Consider the following 18,186-nt stretch of genomic DNA (forward strand, 5'->3'; position numbering starts at 1 on the left):
GCCGCTCCTACAGCTCTGCTGGCCGCCGAAAGGCCCGGCCAGGTCCGGAAATCCTCTCCCATGAGACCGTGAGAAACCTCCTCGCTCACGGAGTTGTCTCGTCGGCGGGGCCTGCGCTGAGCACCGGGTAACCTCCCGCTTCCCCTCCAGATTACTCACTTCCCGCGGTCCGTGCGCCTGGAGGGCGGGTCGCTTCGTCGGAGCTTCTCCCTCATGAAGCAGGGCGGCAGCGTCGGGATTTTTGACAGGCGTTGGGTATTTGACACCGCAACGTCGTCTTGTTGGACACGTCGAGGCCGACGTGGTACACTCGCCGCCATCTTTATTCTCCAAAGACGGAGCCTGTAATGAAGCCGATCGTGCTCACCGCTTCTACCGATATGGAGCTCGCCGTGCTGGTCGAGCGCCTGGGGGCAGCCCCACTCCACGGCCTTGGGCACCTCAAGGCGTGGCGCAGCGCCCTGGAGGCGGGCGAGGTCATCCTGGCGGTTACCGGCATCGGCAAGGTGAATGCGGCCTGCGCCGCTACGCTTTTGTTGGAGCGCTTAGCGCCGCGCCTTTTGATCAATACCGGTTGCGGCGGCGCCATCGCCGGCAGCGGCCTCGAGGTCGGCGACCTTGCCCTGGCCAGCAGCGAGTGCTTCCCCGAGGAGGGGGTGCAGACTCCCCAGGGATGGCGGGGGCTCGACCTGATCGGCATCCCGACCGCCGTCAGGGGGGAGCGCGCGATCTTCAACGAGGTGCCGCTCGATGCCGCACTGGCGCGGCAGGCGCTTCAGTTTGCCGGGGAACAGGGGTTCCGGGCGGTCCTGGGGCCTTTTCACACCGTTTCTACCTGCAGCGGTACCGCCGAACGCGGCATGGAGTTGGCGGCCCGCTATCCCGGTATCTGCGAGAATATGGAGGGCGCCGCACTGGCACAGGTCGCCTTCATCTATGACACACCCTTTCTGGAAGTGCGCGGCATAAGCAATCTGGTGGAGGATCGCGACCTCTCTCGCTGGAACCTGAAACTGGCTGTGACCGAAGCACAAAATTTTCTGATAAAGTTTCTTCAATTTTCCGGTTTCCCTTCCTGAAATTCATGATACGATTACTCTTTTAGGATAATGGCAGATTCAGTGCCGAGCGGCCGCCGGTAGCGAATAACCGAACCGGCAGTGGCTGATCGAAATCATCACACAGGCTAGATACATGATTGCAGCTAACGCACAGCAGACCGGTAGCGAGGCGAAGACGTCTCCTATCGATCTTTCCTTGGGCTTTTCCCCCTGTCCCAACGACACCTTCATCTTTCACGCCCTGGTGCACGGGCTGGTCCCTGCTCCGGGTGTGGCCTTCAGTGAGCGGCTGGAAGACGTGGAGACCCTGAACCGCCTGGTGCTCGCCGGTGCGCTCGAGGTCTCGAAGATCTCTTACCACCTGCTGGGCCACGTCCTCGACGACTACCTGCTGCTGCGCTCCGGCGGGGCGCTGGGGCGCGGCTGCGGCCCCTTGCTGGTCTCCCGTGAGCCCCTCGACCAGGCTCGACTCAAGGGGCGCCCCATCGCCTTGCCGGGGGAGTACACCACGGCAGCCCTGCTCTTGAGACTCTTCGACCCGTCGCTCGATAACCTGGTCTACCTCCCCTTCGAGAAGATCATGCCCGCCGTGGCGGACGGCTCGGTGGCGGCCGGGGTGATCATCCACGAATCCCGGTTCACCTACCAGGGGCTCGGGCTCACCAAACTGGTGGACCTCGGGCAGTGGTGGGAGGAGAGCACCGGCCACCCCATCCCCCTCGGGGGGATCGTGGCCAAACGCTCGCTGGGGCCAGAGGTGCTGCTCACCCTCGAGGCGGCGCTCGCCCAGAGCGTGCGCCACGCCTTCGCCAACCCGGGCCTGGCGCGCGGCTACATCCGTGCCCACTCCCAGGAGATGAGTGATGCGGTCTGTGACGCCCATATCTCGCTCTACGTCAACGACTTTTCCGTAAACCTCGGGGCCGAGGGGGAGGCGGCGGTGCGCGTGCTCCTCGAGCGGGCGGCCCAAGCCGGTATCATCAAACCCACCACCGGTTCGCTTTTTATTTCCTGATCCAGCCTGAAAAGCATCAAGTTTTGGTAAGTTTTGCCGAAAAGGGCGCAGATGCTTTTTTGTCAGTACTGGAGGTCGCTCCTCGATGTTCATGCGGGCCAACCTTAAAAAGATAATCGTCAGCGCCTTCGGGTTCTTCGCCCTGTTCTGGGTGGGCGACGCCCTGATGGACGCGGCGTTTTTCACCCAGGGGACCTTCCTCAAGGAGCTTCTCATCGATGAACCGCGCGAACTCTGGATGCGCTCCTTCAGCTCCCTGGTCCTTGCGCTGCTGTTCCTGGTGATCACCCTGCACGCCGAAGGGCGGCGCAAAGCGGAGAAATCCCTGCGCCAGTCCGACGAACTCTCCCGCATCTTCTTCGAATCCACCAACGACGCGATCTGCGTGGTCGACACCGAAAATCTCGGCATTGTCGGCGCGAACGCCGTTTTTACGGCGACCTACGGAATACGTGCCGGCCACGTGGTGGGGCGCAGCTTCACCGAACTGATCCAGGCGCGCGGGGTGCCCGAGGACGTGCTGAGCCTTCTGGCGCAGTGTGTCGCGAGCGGAGCCGCAGTCTCGACGGAGGTGAGCTACCCCGGGGCCGACGGCGAGATCATCTTCGAGGAGATCTCCTACCATCCGATCGCCGATCCCCAGTACGGCGTGGACCGGGTGCTATTCCTGGCGCGCGACGTGTCGGTCAGCCGGCGCCAGGCGACCCTGCTCAAGGAGTCCGAACAGCGCTACCGCGCCATCTTCGAGAACACCGGTTCTGCCATGGCGATCACCCTCCCCGACGGGATCTTCCAGGAGGTGAACCGCGGTTTCGAGATGCTCACCGGCTACTCCCGGGAAGAGCTCGAGGGGCGCATGCGCTGGACCGACTTTCTCACCGAGGAAAACCGCGAGGAGATGCTGCGCCAGCGGACCCTGCGCTGGTCGGAGAGCGGGCTGCGTCAGAGCTGCTTCGAGCTGCGCATCAAGAACCGGCGCGGCGAGATGATCCCGGTGGTGGGGAACTGGGCAGCCATCGCCGATTCGCGGGAAACCATCATTTCGCTCGTGGACATCACCGCGCAAAAGCGCGTCGAGGATGCCCTCAGGCAAAGCCGCGCCACCCTGGCACTTGCCCAGCGGATCGCGAGCCTCGGGAACTGGGAGTGGGACGTGGTCTCCGATGTCCTGAGCTGGTCCGAGGAGGTCTACCGCATCTACGGCGTCGATCCGGCCATCACCCCGACCCACGACGCGGTGCTGCGCGCGGTGCACCAGGACGACCGGGAGGAGTTCATCAAGGCGGTGAACGACTCGCTGTACAACAAGAAGCCCTACGGCATCGACTACCGGATCGTGCTTCCCGGGGGGGTGGTGCGCAGTCTCTCCTCGCGGGCCGAGGTGACCTACGACGCCCAGGGGAGGCCGCTGCGCATGGTGGGGACCACCCAGGACATCACCTGGCGCATCGAGGCCGAGCAGGCGCTCAGGAATTCCGAGGAGAAGTTCTCCAAGGCCTTCCACGCCAGCCCCGACTCCATCGTGATCACCCGCGCCGAAGACGGCACCTACATCGACGTCAACGAGGCCTTCCAGGAGATGACCGGCTACACCCGGGACGAGGTGGTCGGGCGCAGTTCGGTGGAACTGAAGCTCTGGGCCGACCAGGACTCCCGGATGGTCATGCTGAGGCTCTTGAACCAGTACGGCCATGTGCGCAACCTCGACGTGCGCTTCCGGGTCAAGTCCGGCGACATCCGCGAGCTCCTCTGGTCCGCCGACGTCATCGAGTACCAGGGCGAGGCCTGCCTGATCGCCATCTCCCGCGACGTCACTGACCAGCGCCAGCTCGAGAAGGAGCTTTTGGAGAGTGACGCCAAGCTCTACATGAAGCACGAAGAGCTCAAGAACCTGTTCCACCAGATGGAGGGGATCCGGCGCGAGTGGGAGGAGACCATGGACTGCATCAGCGACATGTTCATCCTCGCCGACCAGTGGGGGCGCATCCGGCGCTTCAACCGCGCCGTGGAGACCTTCACCGGCAAGGCGCACCGGGACATCGTGGGGCGCGAGTGCCTCTCCTTCCTGGAGGAATCGGGACTCAAGGAACACCTGGACGCCCAGGGGACAGAGATCTTCCACCAGGCCACCGGCAGATGGCTGGTGCTCAACCGCTACGCCTTCCCCACCACCGAGATCGACGGCTCGACCCGCGAGGTCGTCATCATCAACGACACCACGAACATCAGGCGCCGTGAACCGCGCCTGGTCCAGGGGAAGGCCTCCCCGCTGCATAATGCCCAAAAGTAAAGCCTCGTAAAAACGGTTATTTGCGGCAAGAATGCGGTATTGTTTCTTGACTTGGCGGGTGACAAATGGTATAGGAAAGCCTCGCCCAACAAAGGAGGTGCGCATGGCATCACTCGAGTGGAGCGGCAAGCTGGCGCGTAGCATCGCCATCTGCTTGATGCTCCTCACGGTCCACACGCTTCCCCTGCTGGCAGCAGACAAGACAGTAGAAAAGGCAGTAGAGACGCCGGTAGCGGCAACAAGCGCGGTAGCAGAGCAGAAGCCCTCGCTGGTCAAGAAGCTGGTGGGCATCGCTTCGTACTACGCGAAGAAGTTCCACGGAAGGAGGACCACTTCCGGCGAACGGTACCACCCCGAGGGGATGACGGCGGCTCACCAGAGTCTCCCCCTGGGCACCAAGGTCCTGGTCAGGAACCTGGCCAACGACAAGGAAGTGACGGTTGTGGTTAACGACCGTTGCGCCAAGAAAAGCACCCCGTTCATCGATCTATCACGGGCTGCGGCAAGAAAGTTGGGGTTCCTCGGCGCGGGCAAGGCCAAAGTGGCCATCATCCCGCTGACCGAAGACGAATCCTAGGCAAGCAGCACTACAATCTGGGCGAGCAGAAGGAAAAAGGCCGGGACAACCTCCCGGCCTTTTTTTGCGTTCATCCTGTTTCGGGAGATCGGGTCACCTGGGTCCCTCTCCCCTGCGGGAGGGACAGGGTGAGGGGGAGGGGGAATGCAGTCCCTGAGATTCCAATCAATAAGCAGGTCTGGTGGTCCATCTCGCAGCGTGAGCTCTTGAACCGCGGGCGGTGAGCTGCTACAGTTACTGGCATGTCCGAAACCGTACGCCGCCACTACGAGCTCTACCCCTATCCCCAGTATCCGCTTCTGGCCTCGGTCCGCCGCTGCGATACCTACGCGAGTAACCTTTCCGCCATCTGGTCCCGGTTCAACGGGGAACTCCCCGCCCCGGCGGCCCGGCGCATCCTGATCGCCGGCTGCGGCAGCTTCGCCCCCTATCCCTTCGGCATCGCCAATCCCGCCACCCAGATAACCGCGCTCGACCTCTCGACGCGCAGCCTGCGCCGTGCCCGGCTGCACTGCCTTTTGCACGGAGTGCGGGGGGTGGAGTTTTGTGCCGGCGACCTGTGCGATCCGGCGACCTTGAGCGGGGAGTACGGGCTCATCGACGCCTACGGTGTGTTGCACCACCTGGTCGATCCGGCGACGGGATTGCGGGCGCTGGCGGCGCGCCTTGCGCCGGGAGGGATCATGCGGGTGATGGTCTACAGCAGCTACACGCGCCGGGAAGAGGAGTCGATCCGCCGTGCCCTGCGCCTGCTCAAGATCCAGGACGTCGCGGGGGTCCGCTCGCTCATCGCACGCTCGGCGCCGGAATCGCGGCTGCGCCGCTTCTCGGACGCTTCCCACGAGGTGGCCCAGCGCAGCGGCCTCGCCGATGCCCTCCTGCACCCGCAGGTGCGCACCTACCGCATCGAGCCGTTCATGGACCTCGTGCAGCAGTCCGCGCTGGAGCCGCTGCTTTTCGCGCACCGCCAGGCGCTGCCGGATATCCATCAGGAAGTGCTGAGGATTAAAAGGATGGAGCAGGGGAGGCGCTCTCCCGGGAATTTCGTACTCTACCTGGGGCGGCAGACCAAGGGGCGGGCTGCGGATCACGACGAGGCGCGGCTGTTGTTGAACCCCTGCCTCAGCGGGGTGGTCGGGCCTTTCAGCTTCGGAACGGTCCACTGCCCGCCGCGGCTTGGCTTGGACAACCCTCCGCTCGACGGCAGCGCGCGCCGTTTCCTGTCCCGCTTCCGCAGGCCGGTGCGTGCCGGCGATCTCTCCGCGTCGGAGCGCAAACTGGCCGGGGAGTTCTGCGAGGCACTGTTCCTGTTGCGGCTTAGGCCCGATGCGCCGCTTCCCTGATCCCCGCCAGAATTTCTAGCGAACCACCACGGTCACCTCAAAACGCTGCACGGGGGGGCTGGTCCTTCTCGAAATCGCGCCGGTAGACGAAGGTGAGCGGCACGCGGCCTGTCTTCCGCATTTCCCCTCATCATCGCCCACCCCCTTCGCTGCGCGGTCCCCGTTTCCCGTCCCGGTCCAGCTTCATCCCTTCCCAAAACGCGTGCAACACCCCCACGAGCCAGACGGCCAGGAGCACCAGCCAGGATATCCGAACCTGGGGATCCGCGTAACTTGCGGCCTGCACCGTCTTGGCTACGGCGACCAGATCCACCTGGCCCCCCTCCGCCTCGGCCTGCTCCACCAGCCGGTAGGCCCGTTCCGTCAGCTTCAGGGAGATGACAGCCAGCGTTCCGAGCGTGCTCAGCAGTAAAACGGTGCCCCAGACGCGCCGTTTCAGCCAGAACTGCCCCAGGCCCGGGAAGATCAGGCCGGACAACAGTGCACCCTTTAGAGAGTTCTTCATGGGAACCTCCCGAAGCGCGGTGAAGGCTTGAAGGCGAAACCTGTGACGGGAATTCTTCGGCTGGAGGTGGCGGAGTCGTTTTATTTGCGGTTTGTCGCGCCGGTCAAAGTGTGTAGAATCTAATGTATCGAAGGGGCGGAGAGTCGTCAACGCGGGACGTTACCGGTCACCGGGGAGGCAAACGGCTTTCCCAAATCTGAAGGAAAAAGGGAGGTGGGGTCATGCTCAGAGTCGGCAGGAAACTTTCCATGACGCGCATGATGGTGGAGTTGGTGGAGGAGATCGTCATGCTGCTTTTCATCGAAGTGAGGCGTGGCGTCCTGGAGATAAAACACAACGTCAAGTCGGTGGAGAAGGGGGCCGTCATGGTGGTCCTGGGGGTGGGGCTTCTCTTTTTCGGGCTGATAGCCTTCACCGGCACCGCGGTAGCCGTCCTGGCCCTGTGGCTCTCCACCTGGCTTGCCGCACTCATCGTAGCGCTCGGGCTTACCTTCTTCGGAATCGCCTTCGTCTTCTCCGGGCTTTCCCACTTCAAGGAGTTCACCCTGGTCCCCAACGACACGGTGCACCGCGTGGAAAATATCTTCCGCGACTACAAAAAAGTAAGCGCCCAGCACCATGCCGAGGCTGAAGCTCGGACACGGGGAGGGCGCAGGGACCCGGAAGCGCTCCGCTCGCCGGGTAAAGGTACTGTCGCACAGTAACTAGAACTCGAAGAGCAACCCTCCCAAGACGCTGGTCCCCCCCGCGTTGACCGAGCCGCCGTCGCTTGTGTCAGCGCGGGCATCCAGGTACTTCCCCTCGACAAACAGATAGGTGTGGTGGATCCCGAACTCCTTGTAGAGGCTCAGGGAGGCGTCCCGCTCCAGGCCGTCCAAGAGGATCTGCACCCCGCCGCGGGCGTGGAAGCCGTTCACGGAGCCTTTCACCGTCACCCCCGGAGCATTTTCCCGGTAGAAGAGCCGCGTGTAACCGACGCCGGCGTAGGGGACCAGGAGCTGGTCCTCGTTCAAAACCAGACGTCCCAGGACGAACAGGTCCAGCGGGACCCGCTCGTAGGTCACCTGCTCGCTGGACTCGAGGTTGTTCGCCAGCAGGCGGCCGTTCCCGGTGCCGCGCAGGTAGCTCGCCTCCAACCCCACCTCGACCGTGCGGTGCAGCTTGTACGCCAGGGCTGCACCGTACTCAGCCTGATTCCCACCGAAAAAATTCGACCTGCTGGGGAAGCTCTCCCCACCCTTCAATTCGAGCGACCAGTGCGGGCGGTCCGGACGCGTCTCGGCCTGAGCGGGAACCGGTGCCACAAGGCACGCGAGCGCTGCAAGGAGCACGCTGGCCACTGCGGCGTTACGGAGCTGCAGATTTTTTCTGCGCCAGATGAGCGCGCTGAGTGCGGTCACGAGGAAGAGCACGGCGAGCTTTGCTGCCAAAGAGCCGCCGGTCAGCACCAGTGACATCACGATGAGCGGGAAAAGTGCCACGCGCACCGGGGCCTTGAGCCAGGGGTGCGTGTTGATGAAATGCGCGCCGATGGGGCCGTAGTGGTAGTACCAGGCCACGAAGGCGCGTCCCGGCGCGTTGGTCATCAGGAACCTGTCCCTGAAGTCGCGCAGAGCCTGGACCTGGGGAGCGGAATAGAAGCCGAAGGCTGCGGTGGCGATGAAGCATCCTTCGTTTTTCAGGTTGGGGGTGGGGGTGGTCGCCTCCGGCATCGCGGGAACCACGGCTGACTGGCTACCTTCAATGGTGGAGCCGATTTGTGCGGTGGCCGGAGTGGATTTCGGGCTCTCGTTGGAACCGCCGGGGTTCGAGCTTATCGCGCGGTCGACCACGGCTGTTACCGAAACGGAAAATTTCGTCTCGGCGACCGGGACCACGGCGACGTCGTACGTGGTCAGGTTGGCGAGGCCGGTGATGGTCGTGGAGAGAGTCGTCGCGCCGTCGACCGTGATGGTGTTGGTGAGGGGCGTGCCGGTCGGGCCGTATTTCACGTGGTAACCCGTGGCGCCGGCGGCCTGGCTCCAGGAGACCAGCAATCCCTGGTTCAAGGGGGTTATCCCCGTGATGCTCGTGGTGCCGGAAGGGGCCGTCGGGCCGGTCCGCGGGACGGTGATGGTCGTGCTGTTGGTTCCGAAAAGGACCTCCACGGGGGATGCCGGGGTTGCCAGCGCGGCGCTGTCGTCGGTGCTCGTGTAGTAAACCCGGTACGCGGTCACCCCGACAGTGGTGCTGGGGTTCCACGAGACGGCGATGGAGGACGAGGTGGCGTCGCTCGTTACCGTCGCGGTTACCCCGGTGATCGTTGCAATGGTCACGTCGGCTTTCGGTCCGCCGTAGGCTCCCATGTCGGATGCGCTGCTTCCTGGGTTCAGGTACAGGGGATTTCCGGTGCCGATGCACGGCGAGCCGGGTTGCAGATGGAAGTCTTTCTTGGTGGCGTCGGAGTTATCCGGATCGACGAACTTCGGATCCGGATCGGTGTGGTTCGTCGTGTTGGGGATCGAGTTGATGTCGAGGGTTACTCCGGCGCTGCTGCCCGGGTTGTAGTCGTTGTAGCTGATATTGCCAGTTGTGGCGGAGGTGGCGATCGCCTTGGTGTTGAGCGAGAAGATGTTGTTGGTGATCACCAGGTTGGTGTCGGTGCTGATGGCGACGTTGTTCCTATAGAACGTGTTGTTGACGATACTGCTGGAGGGAGAGTTGCTGACCGTGATGGCGGTATTCCCGGTTCCCGTCAGGAAAACATTGTTGGTAATACGGACCGCGGAGCTGTTGGATACGGCTATGGCGGTTCCGGAGGACAGGAAGGTGAAATTGCGGATCTCGGCTCCCGAAGCGATGCCGCTTACCGTTATCTGCGGGTTGCCGCCGTTGATGAAGGTGCCGCCGGTCCGTTCGCCGTAGATGGAGATCGGGTCCTTCATGGTGAAGCCGGAATAGGAAGTGCTGCTCGCCTCCACCTTGATCTCGAAGGTGTCCGTCGAACCGCCGATCCTGAGGCTGTGCACCGTTTCGATGGCCGCCTGGATGCTATTGAAGATGTTGGTGCCGGATCCGGTGTGCTTGACGGTCATGGTGGTCGTCACCGCCTGGGCGGCGCCCGTCAGCGTGAGCAGAAGAAGTAGGGCAAACGAGATGACAGCAGAAAATCTGACGTTCATGTTCGGATCCTTTGGTGGCTGGAGGTGTAAAAACGGGGACAATTAAAGTTGTAGTGTCGTTAGCCTTTGCGCCCTACATAAACGGAGATTGGCACGGTGTAAAGGACCTTGCCGTCTTCCCGCCTCGCCTTGATGCCGACGAGGTCCTTACCGATGTCCCCCACGATCATCTCCCGCACCTTCACCTCGTCTCCCTCCTTGGGGAACGAGGCCCGCATCTGCGCTTCCAGCTCGATATCCACGCCGTAGCCGGTCTGACGGCAGTCCGAAAGCCCCGCGTCGAGGAACAGCGCGGAGAACTCCTCCGTGGTGAGCGCGTGGGTGTGCGAGGGATCCCGCAAAAGCTCGAGCCGGTCGTAGCGTGCCACCTTCTCCGGAGGCATGGCGACGTCGGCCACCAGGACCCGGCCGCCGGGACGGCAGACCCGGATCATCTCACTGAGGGCCCGGGCCGGGTCGAGCAGGTGATGGTAGCTGTAGCGGGTGATGACCAGGGAAAAACTGTCGTCGGGATAGGGGAGGGGAACCGCGTCCCCCACCTTCCAGGTCACGTTTTCCAGCCCGAGTTCGCGCTGCCGCTTCTGGGCCTGCTCGATCATGGCCGGGGTGAGATCCATCCCCACGACCTCCCCGGCGTGTCGGGCGAACTCGCAGGCGACCAGGCCGGGACCGCAGGCGACGTCGAGCACCCGGTCTTCGGGAGAAACCCCGGACAGCTCCACCAGGATCTGAATGGCGTCGAGGTGCCCCGGCACCTGGGTGAAGGGAACCGCCTGGCGGGAAAACTGGTCCACGATCCGGGCGTGGTGTGCTTCGCTCTGCTCGCTCATGATGACTCTCCCTTTTCGGCATGAGCCGCTGCCGCGGTCCTTTTCTGCCGGCTGTGCGCGCGGCGCAAAAGGAAAAAGCCGTCGTACATGGAAAGCTCCAGATACCACGGCTTTTTGTGGACTGCGGCAGGCGCCTTGCCTGAACTCTGCGGCGCGTTACTCGGCGGACTTCTTCTTCGACTTCTTCGACTTCTTCGATTTCTTGCTGCTGCCTTCGGAGTCGGACTTCTTCCCTTTCTTGCCTTTCTTCCCTTTTTTCGCCGAAGCCTTCTTCGACTTGGACTTGTGGAAGCTGCGCGGCTCGGGGGTGAGTTCGTCCTTTATGTTGCTCAAAAGGACGGTCGCCTCTTCCAGATCCGGGTCGGCCTTCTTGGCAGCCTCGAGCGACTCCTTCGCCTCGGCTATGTTGCCGCTTTTCATCTGCACCCGGCCCATGGCGTTCAGCGCCTTGGCATGGTCCGGCTTGAGTTCCACCGCCTCCTTGTACTGGGCGATGGCCGCGTCGTACTCTTTCTGGAACTCGTAGACCAGGCCGAGCTTGTAATGGGCGTTGGCGTCGCTCGGGGCGAGTTCCACCCCTTCCTTCAACAGTTTGGCCAGGTCGTCGTAATCCTTGTTCTTCACGTAGATCGAGGTGAGCGCGGTGCGGGCGTCGGCGTCGTCCTTCTTCAGCCGGAGCACTTCCCGGTACTCCTTGGCCGCCTCGTCGTTCAGGTTGCGCTTTCTCTGCAGGTTCGCCAGTTCGCGGTGCGCCTCCAGCGAATCGTTGTCGAGCTTTATGGCGGCGGCGTACGCCTCGGCCGCGGCAGTGACGTCCTTGGTGTTCAGGTAGGCCCGCGCGAGTTTGAGCTGCAGCACCGGATCTGCCGGGCGCTTCTTGAGCAGCTCGCGGTACTGCTCCAGGGCCTGCGGGAAGCTGCCGCGCAGGGTGTAGATGTCAGCCAGGCGGCCGCGGGCCTCCTCGTTCTCCGGAGAAGAGGAGAGCACCTGGCGGTATTCCACCACCGCCTCGTCCAGGAGCGCCTTCTTCTCGTAGATGGTCCCCAGGTTGTAGTGCAGCTGGGCGTTGTCGGCCTTGTTGCGCAGCGCCTCGCGGTAGTAGCCCATGGCATCGTCTTCGTGGCCGGTCTTCAGGAGGGCGTCGCCCAGCCGCTGCAGCACGACGGCGTCATTGGGGTTGTCGGCGATGTGCAGGCGGTACTCGACGATGGCATTGTCGAGGTCCTTCGCCGCCAGGTAGCGGTCCGCCTGGGCCAGGTGGTCCACCTTCGGTTCCACCGGGGGGGTGGGCGCGATCCCCGCCAAGACCCGCTCGTAATCCGCGCTCTTCACGTCTCCCTTGCGGGTGTACCCTTCGGAGAGCAGCCGGTGGATCTCCTTGTTGCCCGGGTCTCCGAGCGCTGCCTGCTTCAGTTCGCCCATGGCCTTGTCGGTCTCGCCCCGCGCCATGAGGAGCGATCCCAGCCCCAGGCGCGCCTGGGCGTTGCCTGGCTGCAGCACGAGCGTCCTGCGGAACTCGTCCTCGGCACGCTGGCGCTGGTCGACCGAGAGGTAGGCGGCCGCCAGGTCGGCGTGCAGTTCGGCATCCTCCGCAAACGCGTTGAGCGCCTCGCGGAAGTGGTAGATGGCCAAAAGCGGCAGCTTGCGGTCGGCGAAGAACCGGCCGAGGCCTGCGTGGTAGCGCGGGTCGTCCATCTTGAGCGCCTGGCTGATCTCGGCCGCCGCCTCCTCTCCGCCACCTTTCTTCAGGTGCAGAAGTCCCAGGTTGCCGCGCGCCGGGAAGAAGTCCGGATCGATCCCGAGGGTCTCCTGGTATTCGGCGATGGCCGCGTCGACGCTGCCGCTGCGCTCGAACTGCACCCCTTTCAGGTAGTGGCCGGCGGCGCCGCTGGGGCAGAGTTCGATGACGCGGTTTTCGGTTTCCTTCTTTTTCAGATCACTCGCCTTGGCGGGGAGTTCGAAGATGAGCTTCTTGGCTTTCTGACAGCTGTCTCCGGTGGGAAACGGCCAGTTGAACCCGGTCGAGAACAGGGTGACGACCAGGAGGGGGGCGAGCGCCGTGTATCTTTTCATGTATGTCCCTTTTTTTGAATGCGATGACATGGGCCCCGAGGGGGGCAGGGGCGGCTAACTGCGCGGTCTGACTCGCTTAGACCGCGCTGCGGCCGGGATTATACACATCCGGACGGCCAAATTCAATTCTAAAGACCAAATCATGTGTCATTCAGGGAGTTTACTTGCCGCTTCCTGTTGCTTAAAGGGCGGCGCAACGTGAGGGGCGGATTACCTTGACTTTCATGATAAAGATGGTTAAATCAAGCAGACCGGCTCGAGGCTGCTACCGGTCTTTTTTTTGTTTAGAGTTTAAGGACACTTCACCTTTTGCCGAAACAAACGACAGTGTCCTACAAGAGGGTGTCCATGGCGGTGATTCCGAAGGAACCGTTGGAGTGGCTGGGGCTGTTTCGCCAGCAGATGGATGAGATCTTCCGCTACCTGTCCACTCTCGAGGGACGCGAGGGGTACACCGAACAGGAGATCTCGCCGCTGGTCGACATCTACGAGACCCCGACGACCTTCGTGGTCGAGGTTGAGCTTCCCGGCTGCGAGGTCAAGGACATCACCTTGAGCATCTGTTGTTCGACCCTGGTGGTCGAGGCCATCGCGCGGGACAACAGCGTCCCCGCCGGGGTCAACTACATCTGCCTGGAACGCGCCGCCGGCCGCTTCTGCCGGGCGGTGGAAGTCCCCCCCAACGCAGACCTGGACCGGGTCAAGGCGCGCTACCGGCGCGGCCTTTTGACCGTGGAGTTCCCGAGGTCCAAGGACAAAAAGACGCACATCCGGGAGATTACGATTGAGTGAGGAGAATACGATGGAAACTAGGCAGGAAACGGAAGAACTGAACATACCCGATATTCTGCCCTTGCTCCCGGTTCGGGACGTGGTTGTCTACCCGTACATGATTCTGCCGCTCTTTGTGGGGCGGGAGATATCCATCAACGCGGTCGACTACGCCCTGTCGAAGGACAGGATGATCTTCCTGGCCACCCAGAAGGAAGTAAGCGACGAAGATCCCAACCCCGAGGGGATCTACGAGGTCGGCACGGTCGCCATGATCATGCGCATGCTGAAGCTTCCCGACGGCCGGGTGAAGATCCTGGTACAGGGGCTCACCAAGGCGCGGGTCGCCGAGTACCTGGCGGAGAAGCCCTTCTACTCGGTGCGCATCGAGCGGGTCGTTGAGCCCGCGCTCCAGGAAAACACCCTCGAGGCCGAGGCGCTGATCCGGACCGTGAAGGAAGAGCTGGGCAAGATCGTCGCATTGGGCAAGGCCGTTTCGCCCGAGGTGATGGTCATCGTCGAGAACATGCAGGAGCCGGGGAGCCTGGCCGACCTGGTGGCGAGCAACATCGGCCTCAAGGTCGAAGAGGCACAGGGGCTCTTGGAGGTGATCGATCCCTTGGAGCGCCTGAAGCGGGTGAACGACTTCCTCAACAAGGAGAGCGAGCTCCTCAACATGCAGGCCCGGATCCAGTCCGCCGCCAAGGAAGAGATGGGCAAGAGCCAGCGCGAGTACTACCTGCGCGAGCAGTTGCGGGCCATCCAGCAGGAGCTTGGCGAGACCGACGCCAGAAGCGAGGAGATCGCCGAACTCAGAAAGAGCGTCGAAAACGCCAAGATGCCGCAGAACGTCGAGAAGGAGGCCCTGAAGCAGCTGGGGCGCCTGGAGCAGATGCACCCCGATGCCGCAGAGGCCGGGATGCTCAGGACCTACCTCGACTGGCTGGTGGAGATCCCCTGGGGCAAGGCCACCAAGGACGCCCTGGAGATCAACCGGGCCTCCGAGATCCTGAACGAGGACCACTTCTACCTCGACAAGATCAAGGAGCGTATCCTCGAGTTCCTGGCGGTCAGAAAGCTGAAGAAGAAGATGAAAGGGCCGATCCTCTGCTTCGTCGGGCCTCCGGGCGTCGGGAAAACGAGCCTCGGCAAGTCGATCGCGCGGGCCATGGGAAGGAAGTTCGTGCGCATCTCCCTGGGCGGCGTGCGCGACGAGGCCGAGATCCGCGGGCACCGGCGCACCTACGTCGGCGCGCTCCCCGGCCGCATCATCCAGGGGCTCAAGCAGGCCGGCTCCAACAACCCGGTCTTCATGCTGGACGAGCTGGACAAGCTGGGGAGCGATTTCCGCGGCGATCCGTCTTCGGCGCTTCTCGAGGTGCTCGACCCCGAGCAGAACAACAGCTTCTCGGACCACTACATAAACCTCCCCTTCTCGCTGGCGAACGTCATGTTCATCGCCACGGCGAACCAGATGGACACCATCCCGGGCCCCTTGAGGGACCGCATGGAGGTGATCAGCCTGGCCGGTTACACCGAGGAGGAGAAACTGCAGATCTCCAAGCGCTACCTGGTGCCGCGCCAGGTGAAGGAAAACGGCATCACCGAGGAGACCGTCAGCTTCTCCGAGGAGGCCTTACGGGCCATCGCCGCCAAGTACACCCGCGAGGCGGGGCTTAGGAACCTGGAGCGCGAGATCGGTACGGTCTGCCGCAAGGTGGCGCGCAAGGTGGCCGAGGGCTCCCAGGACAAGTTCGTCATCACCGCCGGCAACCTCGGCAAGTACCTGGGTCCCCCCAAGTTCCTGCGCGAGGAGGAGATGGAGAAGAACGAGGTCGGTGTGGTGACAGGCCTCGCCTGGACCCCGGTTGGTGGCGAGGTGCTCTTCGTCGAGGCGACCGTCATGAAAGGGAAGGGTGGGCTCACCCTGACCGGGCAGTTGGGCGACGTCATGAAGGAATCCGTGCAGGCAGCGCTCTCCTACATCCGGGCGCGCACTGCGGATCTGCAGATCCCCGAGGACTTCTATTCGAACCTCGACATCCACGTGCACGTACCGGCGGGCGCTATCCCGAAAGACGGACCGTCGGCCGGCGTCACCATGGCGACCGCGCTGGTCTCCGTCCTTACCCGGGTTCCGGTCCGCAAAGACGTCGCCATGACCGGCGAGATCACCCTGCGCGGCAAGGTGCTCCCGATCGGCGGGCTGAAAGAGAAGATCCTCGCCGCGGCGCGTCTGGGAGTCACCACCGTGGTCATCCCGGTGCAGAACAAGAAGGACCTCGAGGATGTCCCCAAGACCATTCTCAAGAAGCTGAAGATCGTTACCGCTGCCACCATCGACGAGGTACTCGCCGTGGCGCTGGAAAACTACCCGCCTAATGCACCCAAGGCAGCCAAGCCTCCCAAGGGCGAGGCGAGCAAGGTCGGCAAGGTCGGCAGGAACCTGGTAGTCTCTCCCCGCAAGGGAGTGACGGCAGGGGGGAAGGCTTGAAACTCAAGGACCTGGGCGAGTTCGGTCTGATCGACCGGATCGCCCGCCAGGTACACAAGGCGCCGTCCGTCGTCCTCGGTATCGGGGACGACGCGGCGGCGCTGGCTCCCACCGCGGAAACCCTCACCCTGATCACCTCGGACATGCTCTTGGACGGGGTGCACTTCGATCTTAACTTCACCGATGCAAAGAGCCTGGGGCGCAAGTCCCTCTCGGTAAACCTCTCCGACCTGGCGGCCATGGGGGCCACCCCGCGCCAGTTTCTGCTCGGCATCGCGCTCCCCAAAGATTTCAGCACCGAACTCATGGACGGCTTCATGGCCGGCGTTCTCGAGCAGGCCGAGCGCTTCGGCGTGACGCTCGTGGGCGGCGATACCTGCTCCTCGCGCTCCGGCCTGGTGGTCTCCATCACCGCGCTGGGCGAGCAGCGTCCCGAGCGGGTGGTGAAGCGCAGCGGTGCGTCGGTGGGGGAACTCGTCTGCGTCACCGGGACCGTGGGAGACGCGGCGGCGGGACTCGAACTGTTGCGGCAGGGCGTGCGTGAGGGATTCCTGGTCTCGCGCCAATTGGATCCGGAACCGCGGATAGCAGTCGGCGTTGCCTTGGCCGACAACGGTCTTGCAACGGCGATGATCGACGTAAGCGACGGGGTTGTTGCCGACTTGGGGCACATCTGCGAGCTTTCCGGAGTGGGGGCGCGGCTGCAGCTTGGTGCGCTTCCCTTCTCCGACGAGTACCGTACCTTTTGCGCGGACGATCCGTATGCCCTGGGGCTTTCCGGCGGTGAAGACTACGAGCTCCTCTTCTGCATCAAGCCGAAGCACCGGGATGCGGTGGCTGACCTGCTGGCAGGCTTCGGCGTAAAGTTTTCGGTAATCGGAGAGGTGGTTAAAGGAGAGGGGATCGAGCTGGTCACGCCCGACGGCGCGCCTTACCAGGTGGTCCAGAAGGGATTTGACCACTTCCAGTAATCTTCAATTGACAATTAACCGACAAGAGGGGACATGACTGTTACAGTCGATGTCCCCTCTTTTGTTTCTGCCATTTCGTACGATGGTACTACCTCAGCTGTCAATTGAGATCCTTACCGCCACCTTGCGCTCGCGGGGGCCGTCGAATTCGCAGAAGTAGATGGCCTGCCAGGTTCCCAGGATCAGCTTGCCGCGGTCGATCAGCAGCCGCTGGCAGGTGCCGACCAGGCTCGACTTCACGTGTGCCGCCGAGTTCCCCTCGGCGTGGGTGAAATAGTGCGCATTGGGCACCATGCGGTTCAGGCACTCTGCGATGTCGCGTTTGACGGCCGGATCGGCCCCCTCGTTAACCGTGATCCCGGCGGTGGTGTGCATCACGAAAACGTCGCAGCACCCGCTGGAGATCCGGGCCGCGCCGACCAGATCCTCGACTTGGGAGGTGATGTCGATCAATTCCGTCCTCTCCCTGCTCCTGAGCGTGAGATAGCTGATCATGGCTCCTCCTGTGGAAATAGCGGCAACGTACATGGTAGGGGGTGGGACGGTGGGGTAAGAATCGCCGCCTGCGCCGTCGGGCCCGAAGGCGAGCGGGTGAACCGGGTCGGGGGGAGCGCAACGCGGTGGCGCTTTTACCTCCCGGTCAGGCTCATGCGCAGCTTGCCGAGGTACTTGTTGAGCGGGTTGGAACGGGCCAAAAAAGGGAACACGGGCTTCTTGCGGTCCCCCAGGACCTGCAGCCACCTGCTGATGATCGGGCTCTTGCCGACCCTCAAACCGAGCCGGAAGATCCGGATCGCTTCCTTTTTGCGGTTTGCCAGCAGGTAGATGGTCCCCAGCCTCAGGAAGTGCTCGGGATTCTTAGGCTCCTGCTTCACTGCCTCCTGGCACAGGGTAATGCTCTGGTCGATCTCTTTCGTATGGGCCGCCAGGGCCAGCGCATACTGTGAAAGATGGTTCGGTAACCTCTCACGCGCCACCGCGGCACTCAAGTAGCGGCGCGCCGTGGCATAGTCCTTCATCTCCAGTGCCTCTGATCCCAGTCTGAAGAGTTCGCTTACTTCCAACTCGGCCAGACTGTCTCCTTTGTTGCTCATT

The 18,186-nt window shown here is 63.1% G+C and carries 15 protein-coding genes; 9 read left to right on the plus strand and 6 right to left on the minus strand.

Annotation, left to right across the window (positions count from 1 at the left end; translation table 11 throughout):
- Positions 1-347: 347 nt before the first annotated feature.
- The 5 genes from mqnB (at position 348) to GMST_RS10775 (ending at position 6,286) form a co-directional block, all read left to right on the plus strand.
- Positions 348-1,079, plus strand: a complete 732-nt coding sequence (gene mqnB / locus GMST_RS10755) for a futalosine hydrolase (protein WP_183354649.1) — start codon at positions 348-350, stop codon at positions 1,077-1,079.
- 115 nt (positions 1,080-1,194) lie between these two features.
- Entirely contained in the window at positions 1,195-2,076 is an 882-nt protein-coding gene (locus tag GMST_RS10760; protein ID WP_183354650.1) for a 1,4-dihydroxy-6-naphtoate synthase, read from the plus strand.
- 85 nt (positions 2,077-2,161) lie between these two features.
- Positions 2,162-4,366, plus strand: a complete 2,205-nt coding sequence (locus GMST_RS10765; protein ID WP_183354651.1) for a PAS domain S-box protein — start codon at positions 2,162-2,164, stop codon at positions 4,364-4,366.
- A 103-nt stretch (positions 4,367-4,469) separates the two neighbouring features.
- Positions 4,470-4,943, plus strand: a complete 474-nt coding sequence (locus tag GMST_RS10770; protein WP_183354652.1) for a septal ring lytic transglycosylase RlpA family protein — start codon at positions 4,470-4,472, stop codon at positions 4,941-4,943.
- Between the two features lie 242 nt (positions 4,944-5,185).
- Positions 5,186-6,286 (plus strand): class I SAM-dependent methyltransferase, encoded by a 1,101-nt coding sequence (locus GMST_RS10775; protein ID WP_183354653.1) that lies wholly within the window; start codon positions 5,186-5,188, stop codon positions 6,284-6,286.
- A 130-nt stretch (positions 6,287-6,416) separates the two neighbouring features.
- Here the strand turns inward: GMST_RS10775 and GMST_RS10780 are convergent, their stop codons facing one another.
- Positions 6,417-6,791 (minus strand): hypothetical protein, encoded by a 375-nt coding sequence (locus GMST_RS10780; RefSeq protein WP_183354654.1) that lies wholly within the window; start codon positions 6,789-6,791, stop codon positions 6,417-6,419.
- A gap of 221 nt (positions 6,792-7,012) precedes the next feature.
- On the opposite strand from GMST_RS10780, the gene GMST_RS10785 reads away from it, so the two are divergent.
- Complete coding sequence (locus GMST_RS10785; RefSeq protein WP_183354655.1) at positions 7,013-7,495, plus strand: phage holin family protein; 483 nt, start codon at positions 7,013-7,015, stop codon at positions 7,493-7,495.
- Here GMST_RS10785 and GMST_RS10790 read toward each other — a convergent pair whose 3' ends face one another.
- The 3 genes from GMST_RS10790 to GMST_RS10800 all read right to left on the minus strand — a co-directional run bounded on the left by GMST_RS10790 (position 7,496) and on the right by GMST_RS10800 (position 12,855).
- Positions 7,496-9,952 (minus strand): MXAN_2562 family outer membrane beta-barrel protein, encoded by a 2,457-nt coding sequence (locus GMST_RS10790; protein WP_183354656.1) that lies wholly within the window; start codon positions 9,950-9,952, stop codon positions 7,496-7,498.
- A gap of 59 nt (positions 9,953-10,011) precedes the next feature.
- Complete coding sequence (locus GMST_RS10795; protein ID WP_183354657.1) at positions 10,012-10,782, minus strand: class I SAM-dependent methyltransferase; 771 nt, start codon at positions 10,780-10,782, stop codon at positions 10,012-10,014.
- A gap of 156 nt (positions 10,783-10,938) precedes the next feature.
- On the minus strand, positions 10,939-12,855 hold the full coding sequence (locus GMST_RS10800; RefSeq protein ID WP_183354658.1) for a tetratricopeptide repeat protein: 1,917 nt from the start codon (positions 12,853-12,855) through the stop codon (positions 10,939-10,941).
- 348 nt (positions 12,856-13,203) lie between these two features.
- Here GMST_RS10800 and GMST_RS10805 point away from each other — a divergent pair, with 348 nt between their 5' ends.
- Genes GMST_RS10805 through thiL form a run of 3 tightly spaced genes read left to right on the plus strand, consistent with a single transcriptional unit; the run spans position 13,204 to position 17,091 of the window.
- Positions 13,204-13,647 carry an Hsp20/alpha crystallin family protein gene (locus tag GMST_RS10805; RefSeq protein WP_183354659.1) on the plus strand — a complete coding sequence of 148 codons (444 nt, stop codon included), beginning with the start codon at positions 13,204-13,206 and terminating at the stop codon, positions 13,645-13,647.
- A gap of 10 nt (positions 13,648-13,657) precedes the next feature.
- On the plus strand, positions 13,658-16,120 hold the full coding sequence (lon, locus tag GMST_RS10810) for an endopeptidase La (protein ID WP_183354660.1): 2,463 nt from the start codon (positions 13,658-13,660) through the stop codon (positions 16,118-16,120).
- On the plus strand, positions 16,117-17,091 hold the full coding sequence (thiL, locus tag GMST_RS10815) for a thiamine-phosphate kinase (protein WP_183354661.1): 975 nt from the start codon (positions 16,117-16,119) through the stop codon (positions 17,089-17,091). Before lon ends, thiL begins: the two co-directional genes overlap by 4 nt.
- A gap of 93 nt (positions 17,092-17,184) precedes the next feature.
- On the opposite strand, the gene GMST_RS10820 is transcribed toward thiL, so the two are convergent.
- Positions 17,185-17,586 (minus strand): secondary thiamine-phosphate synthase enzyme YjbQ, encoded by a 402-nt coding sequence (locus GMST_RS10820; RefSeq protein ID WP_183354662.1) that lies wholly within the window; start codon positions 17,584-17,586, stop codon positions 17,185-17,187.
- Positions 17,587-17,720: 134 nt separating this feature from the next.
- The gene (locus GMST_RS10825) at positions 17,721-18,185 is read right to left on the minus strand and encodes a tetratricopeptide repeat protein (protein ID WP_183354663.1); all 465 of its coding nucleotides are present in this window, start codon (positions 18,183-18,185) and stop codon (positions 17,721-17,723) included.
- Position 18,186: the final 1 nt, after the last annotated feature.

Origin of the sequence: Geomonas silvestris, assembly GCF_014193515.1 — a bacterium.
Lineage (GTDB): Bacteria > Desulfobacterota > Desulfuromonadia > Geobacterales > Geobacteraceae > Geomonas > Geomonas silvestris.

What these genes read in the sequence shown, in the direction of transcription:
- GMST_RS10800 (WP_183354658.1), bottom strand. Translation starts at nt 12,855, where the DNA reads ATGAAAAGATACACGGCGCTCGCCCCCCTCCTGGTCGTCACCCTGTTC.
- GMST_RS10780 (WP_183354654.1), bottom strand. Translation starts at nt 6,791, where the DNA reads ATGAAGAACTCTCTAAAGGGTGCACTGTTGTCCGGCCTGATCTTCCCG.
- GMST_RS10825 (WP_183354663.1), bottom strand. Translation starts at nt 18,185, where the DNA reads ATGAGCAACAAAGGAGACAGTCTGGCCGAGTTGGAAGTAAGCGAACTC.
- GMST_RS10805 (WP_183354659.1), top strand. Translation starts at nt 13,204, where the DNA reads ATGGCGGTGATTCCGAAGGAACCGTTGGAGTGGCTGGGGCTGTTTCGC.
- GMST_RS10785 (WP_183354655.1), top strand. Translation starts at nt 7,013, where the DNA reads ATGCTCAGAGTCGGCAGGAAACTTTCCATGACGCGCATGATGGTGGAG.
- GMST_RS10820 (WP_183354662.1), bottom strand. Translation starts at nt 17,586, where the DNA reads ATGATCAGCTATCTCACGCTCAGGAGCAGGGAGAGGACGGAATTGATC.
- GMST_RS10795 (WP_183354657.1), bottom strand. Translation starts at nt 10,782, where the DNA reads ATGAGCGAGCAGAGCGAAGCACACCACGCCCGGATCGTGGACCAGTTT.
- lon (WP_183354660.1), top strand. Translation starts at nt 13,658, where the DNA reads ATGGAAACTAGGCAGGAAACGGAAGAACTGAACATACCCGATATTCTG.
- GMST_RS10765 (WP_183354651.1), top strand. Translation starts at nt 2,162, where the DNA reads ATGTTCATGCGGGCCAACCTTAAAAAGATAATCGTCAGCGCCTTCGGG.
- GMST_RS10790 (WP_183354656.1), bottom strand. Translation starts at nt 9,952, where the DNA reads ATGAACGTCAGATTTTCTGCTGTCATCTCGTTTGCCCTACTTCTTCTG.
- mqnB (WP_183354649.1), top strand. Translation starts at nt 348, where the DNA reads ATGAAGCCGATCGTGCTCACCGCTTCTACCGATATGGAGCTCGCCGTG.
- GMST_RS10760 (WP_183354650.1), top strand. Translation starts at nt 1,195, where the DNA reads ATGATTGCAGCTAACGCACAGCAGACCGGTAGCGAGGCGAAGACGTCT.
- GMST_RS10775 (WP_183354653.1), top strand. Translation starts at nt 5,186, where the DNA reads ATGTCCGAAACCGTACGCCGCCACTACGAGCTCTACCCCTATCCCCAG.
- GMST_RS10770 (WP_183354652.1), top strand. Translation starts at nt 4,470, where the DNA reads ATGGCATCACTCGAGTGGAGCGGCAAGCTGGCGCGTAGCATCGCCATC.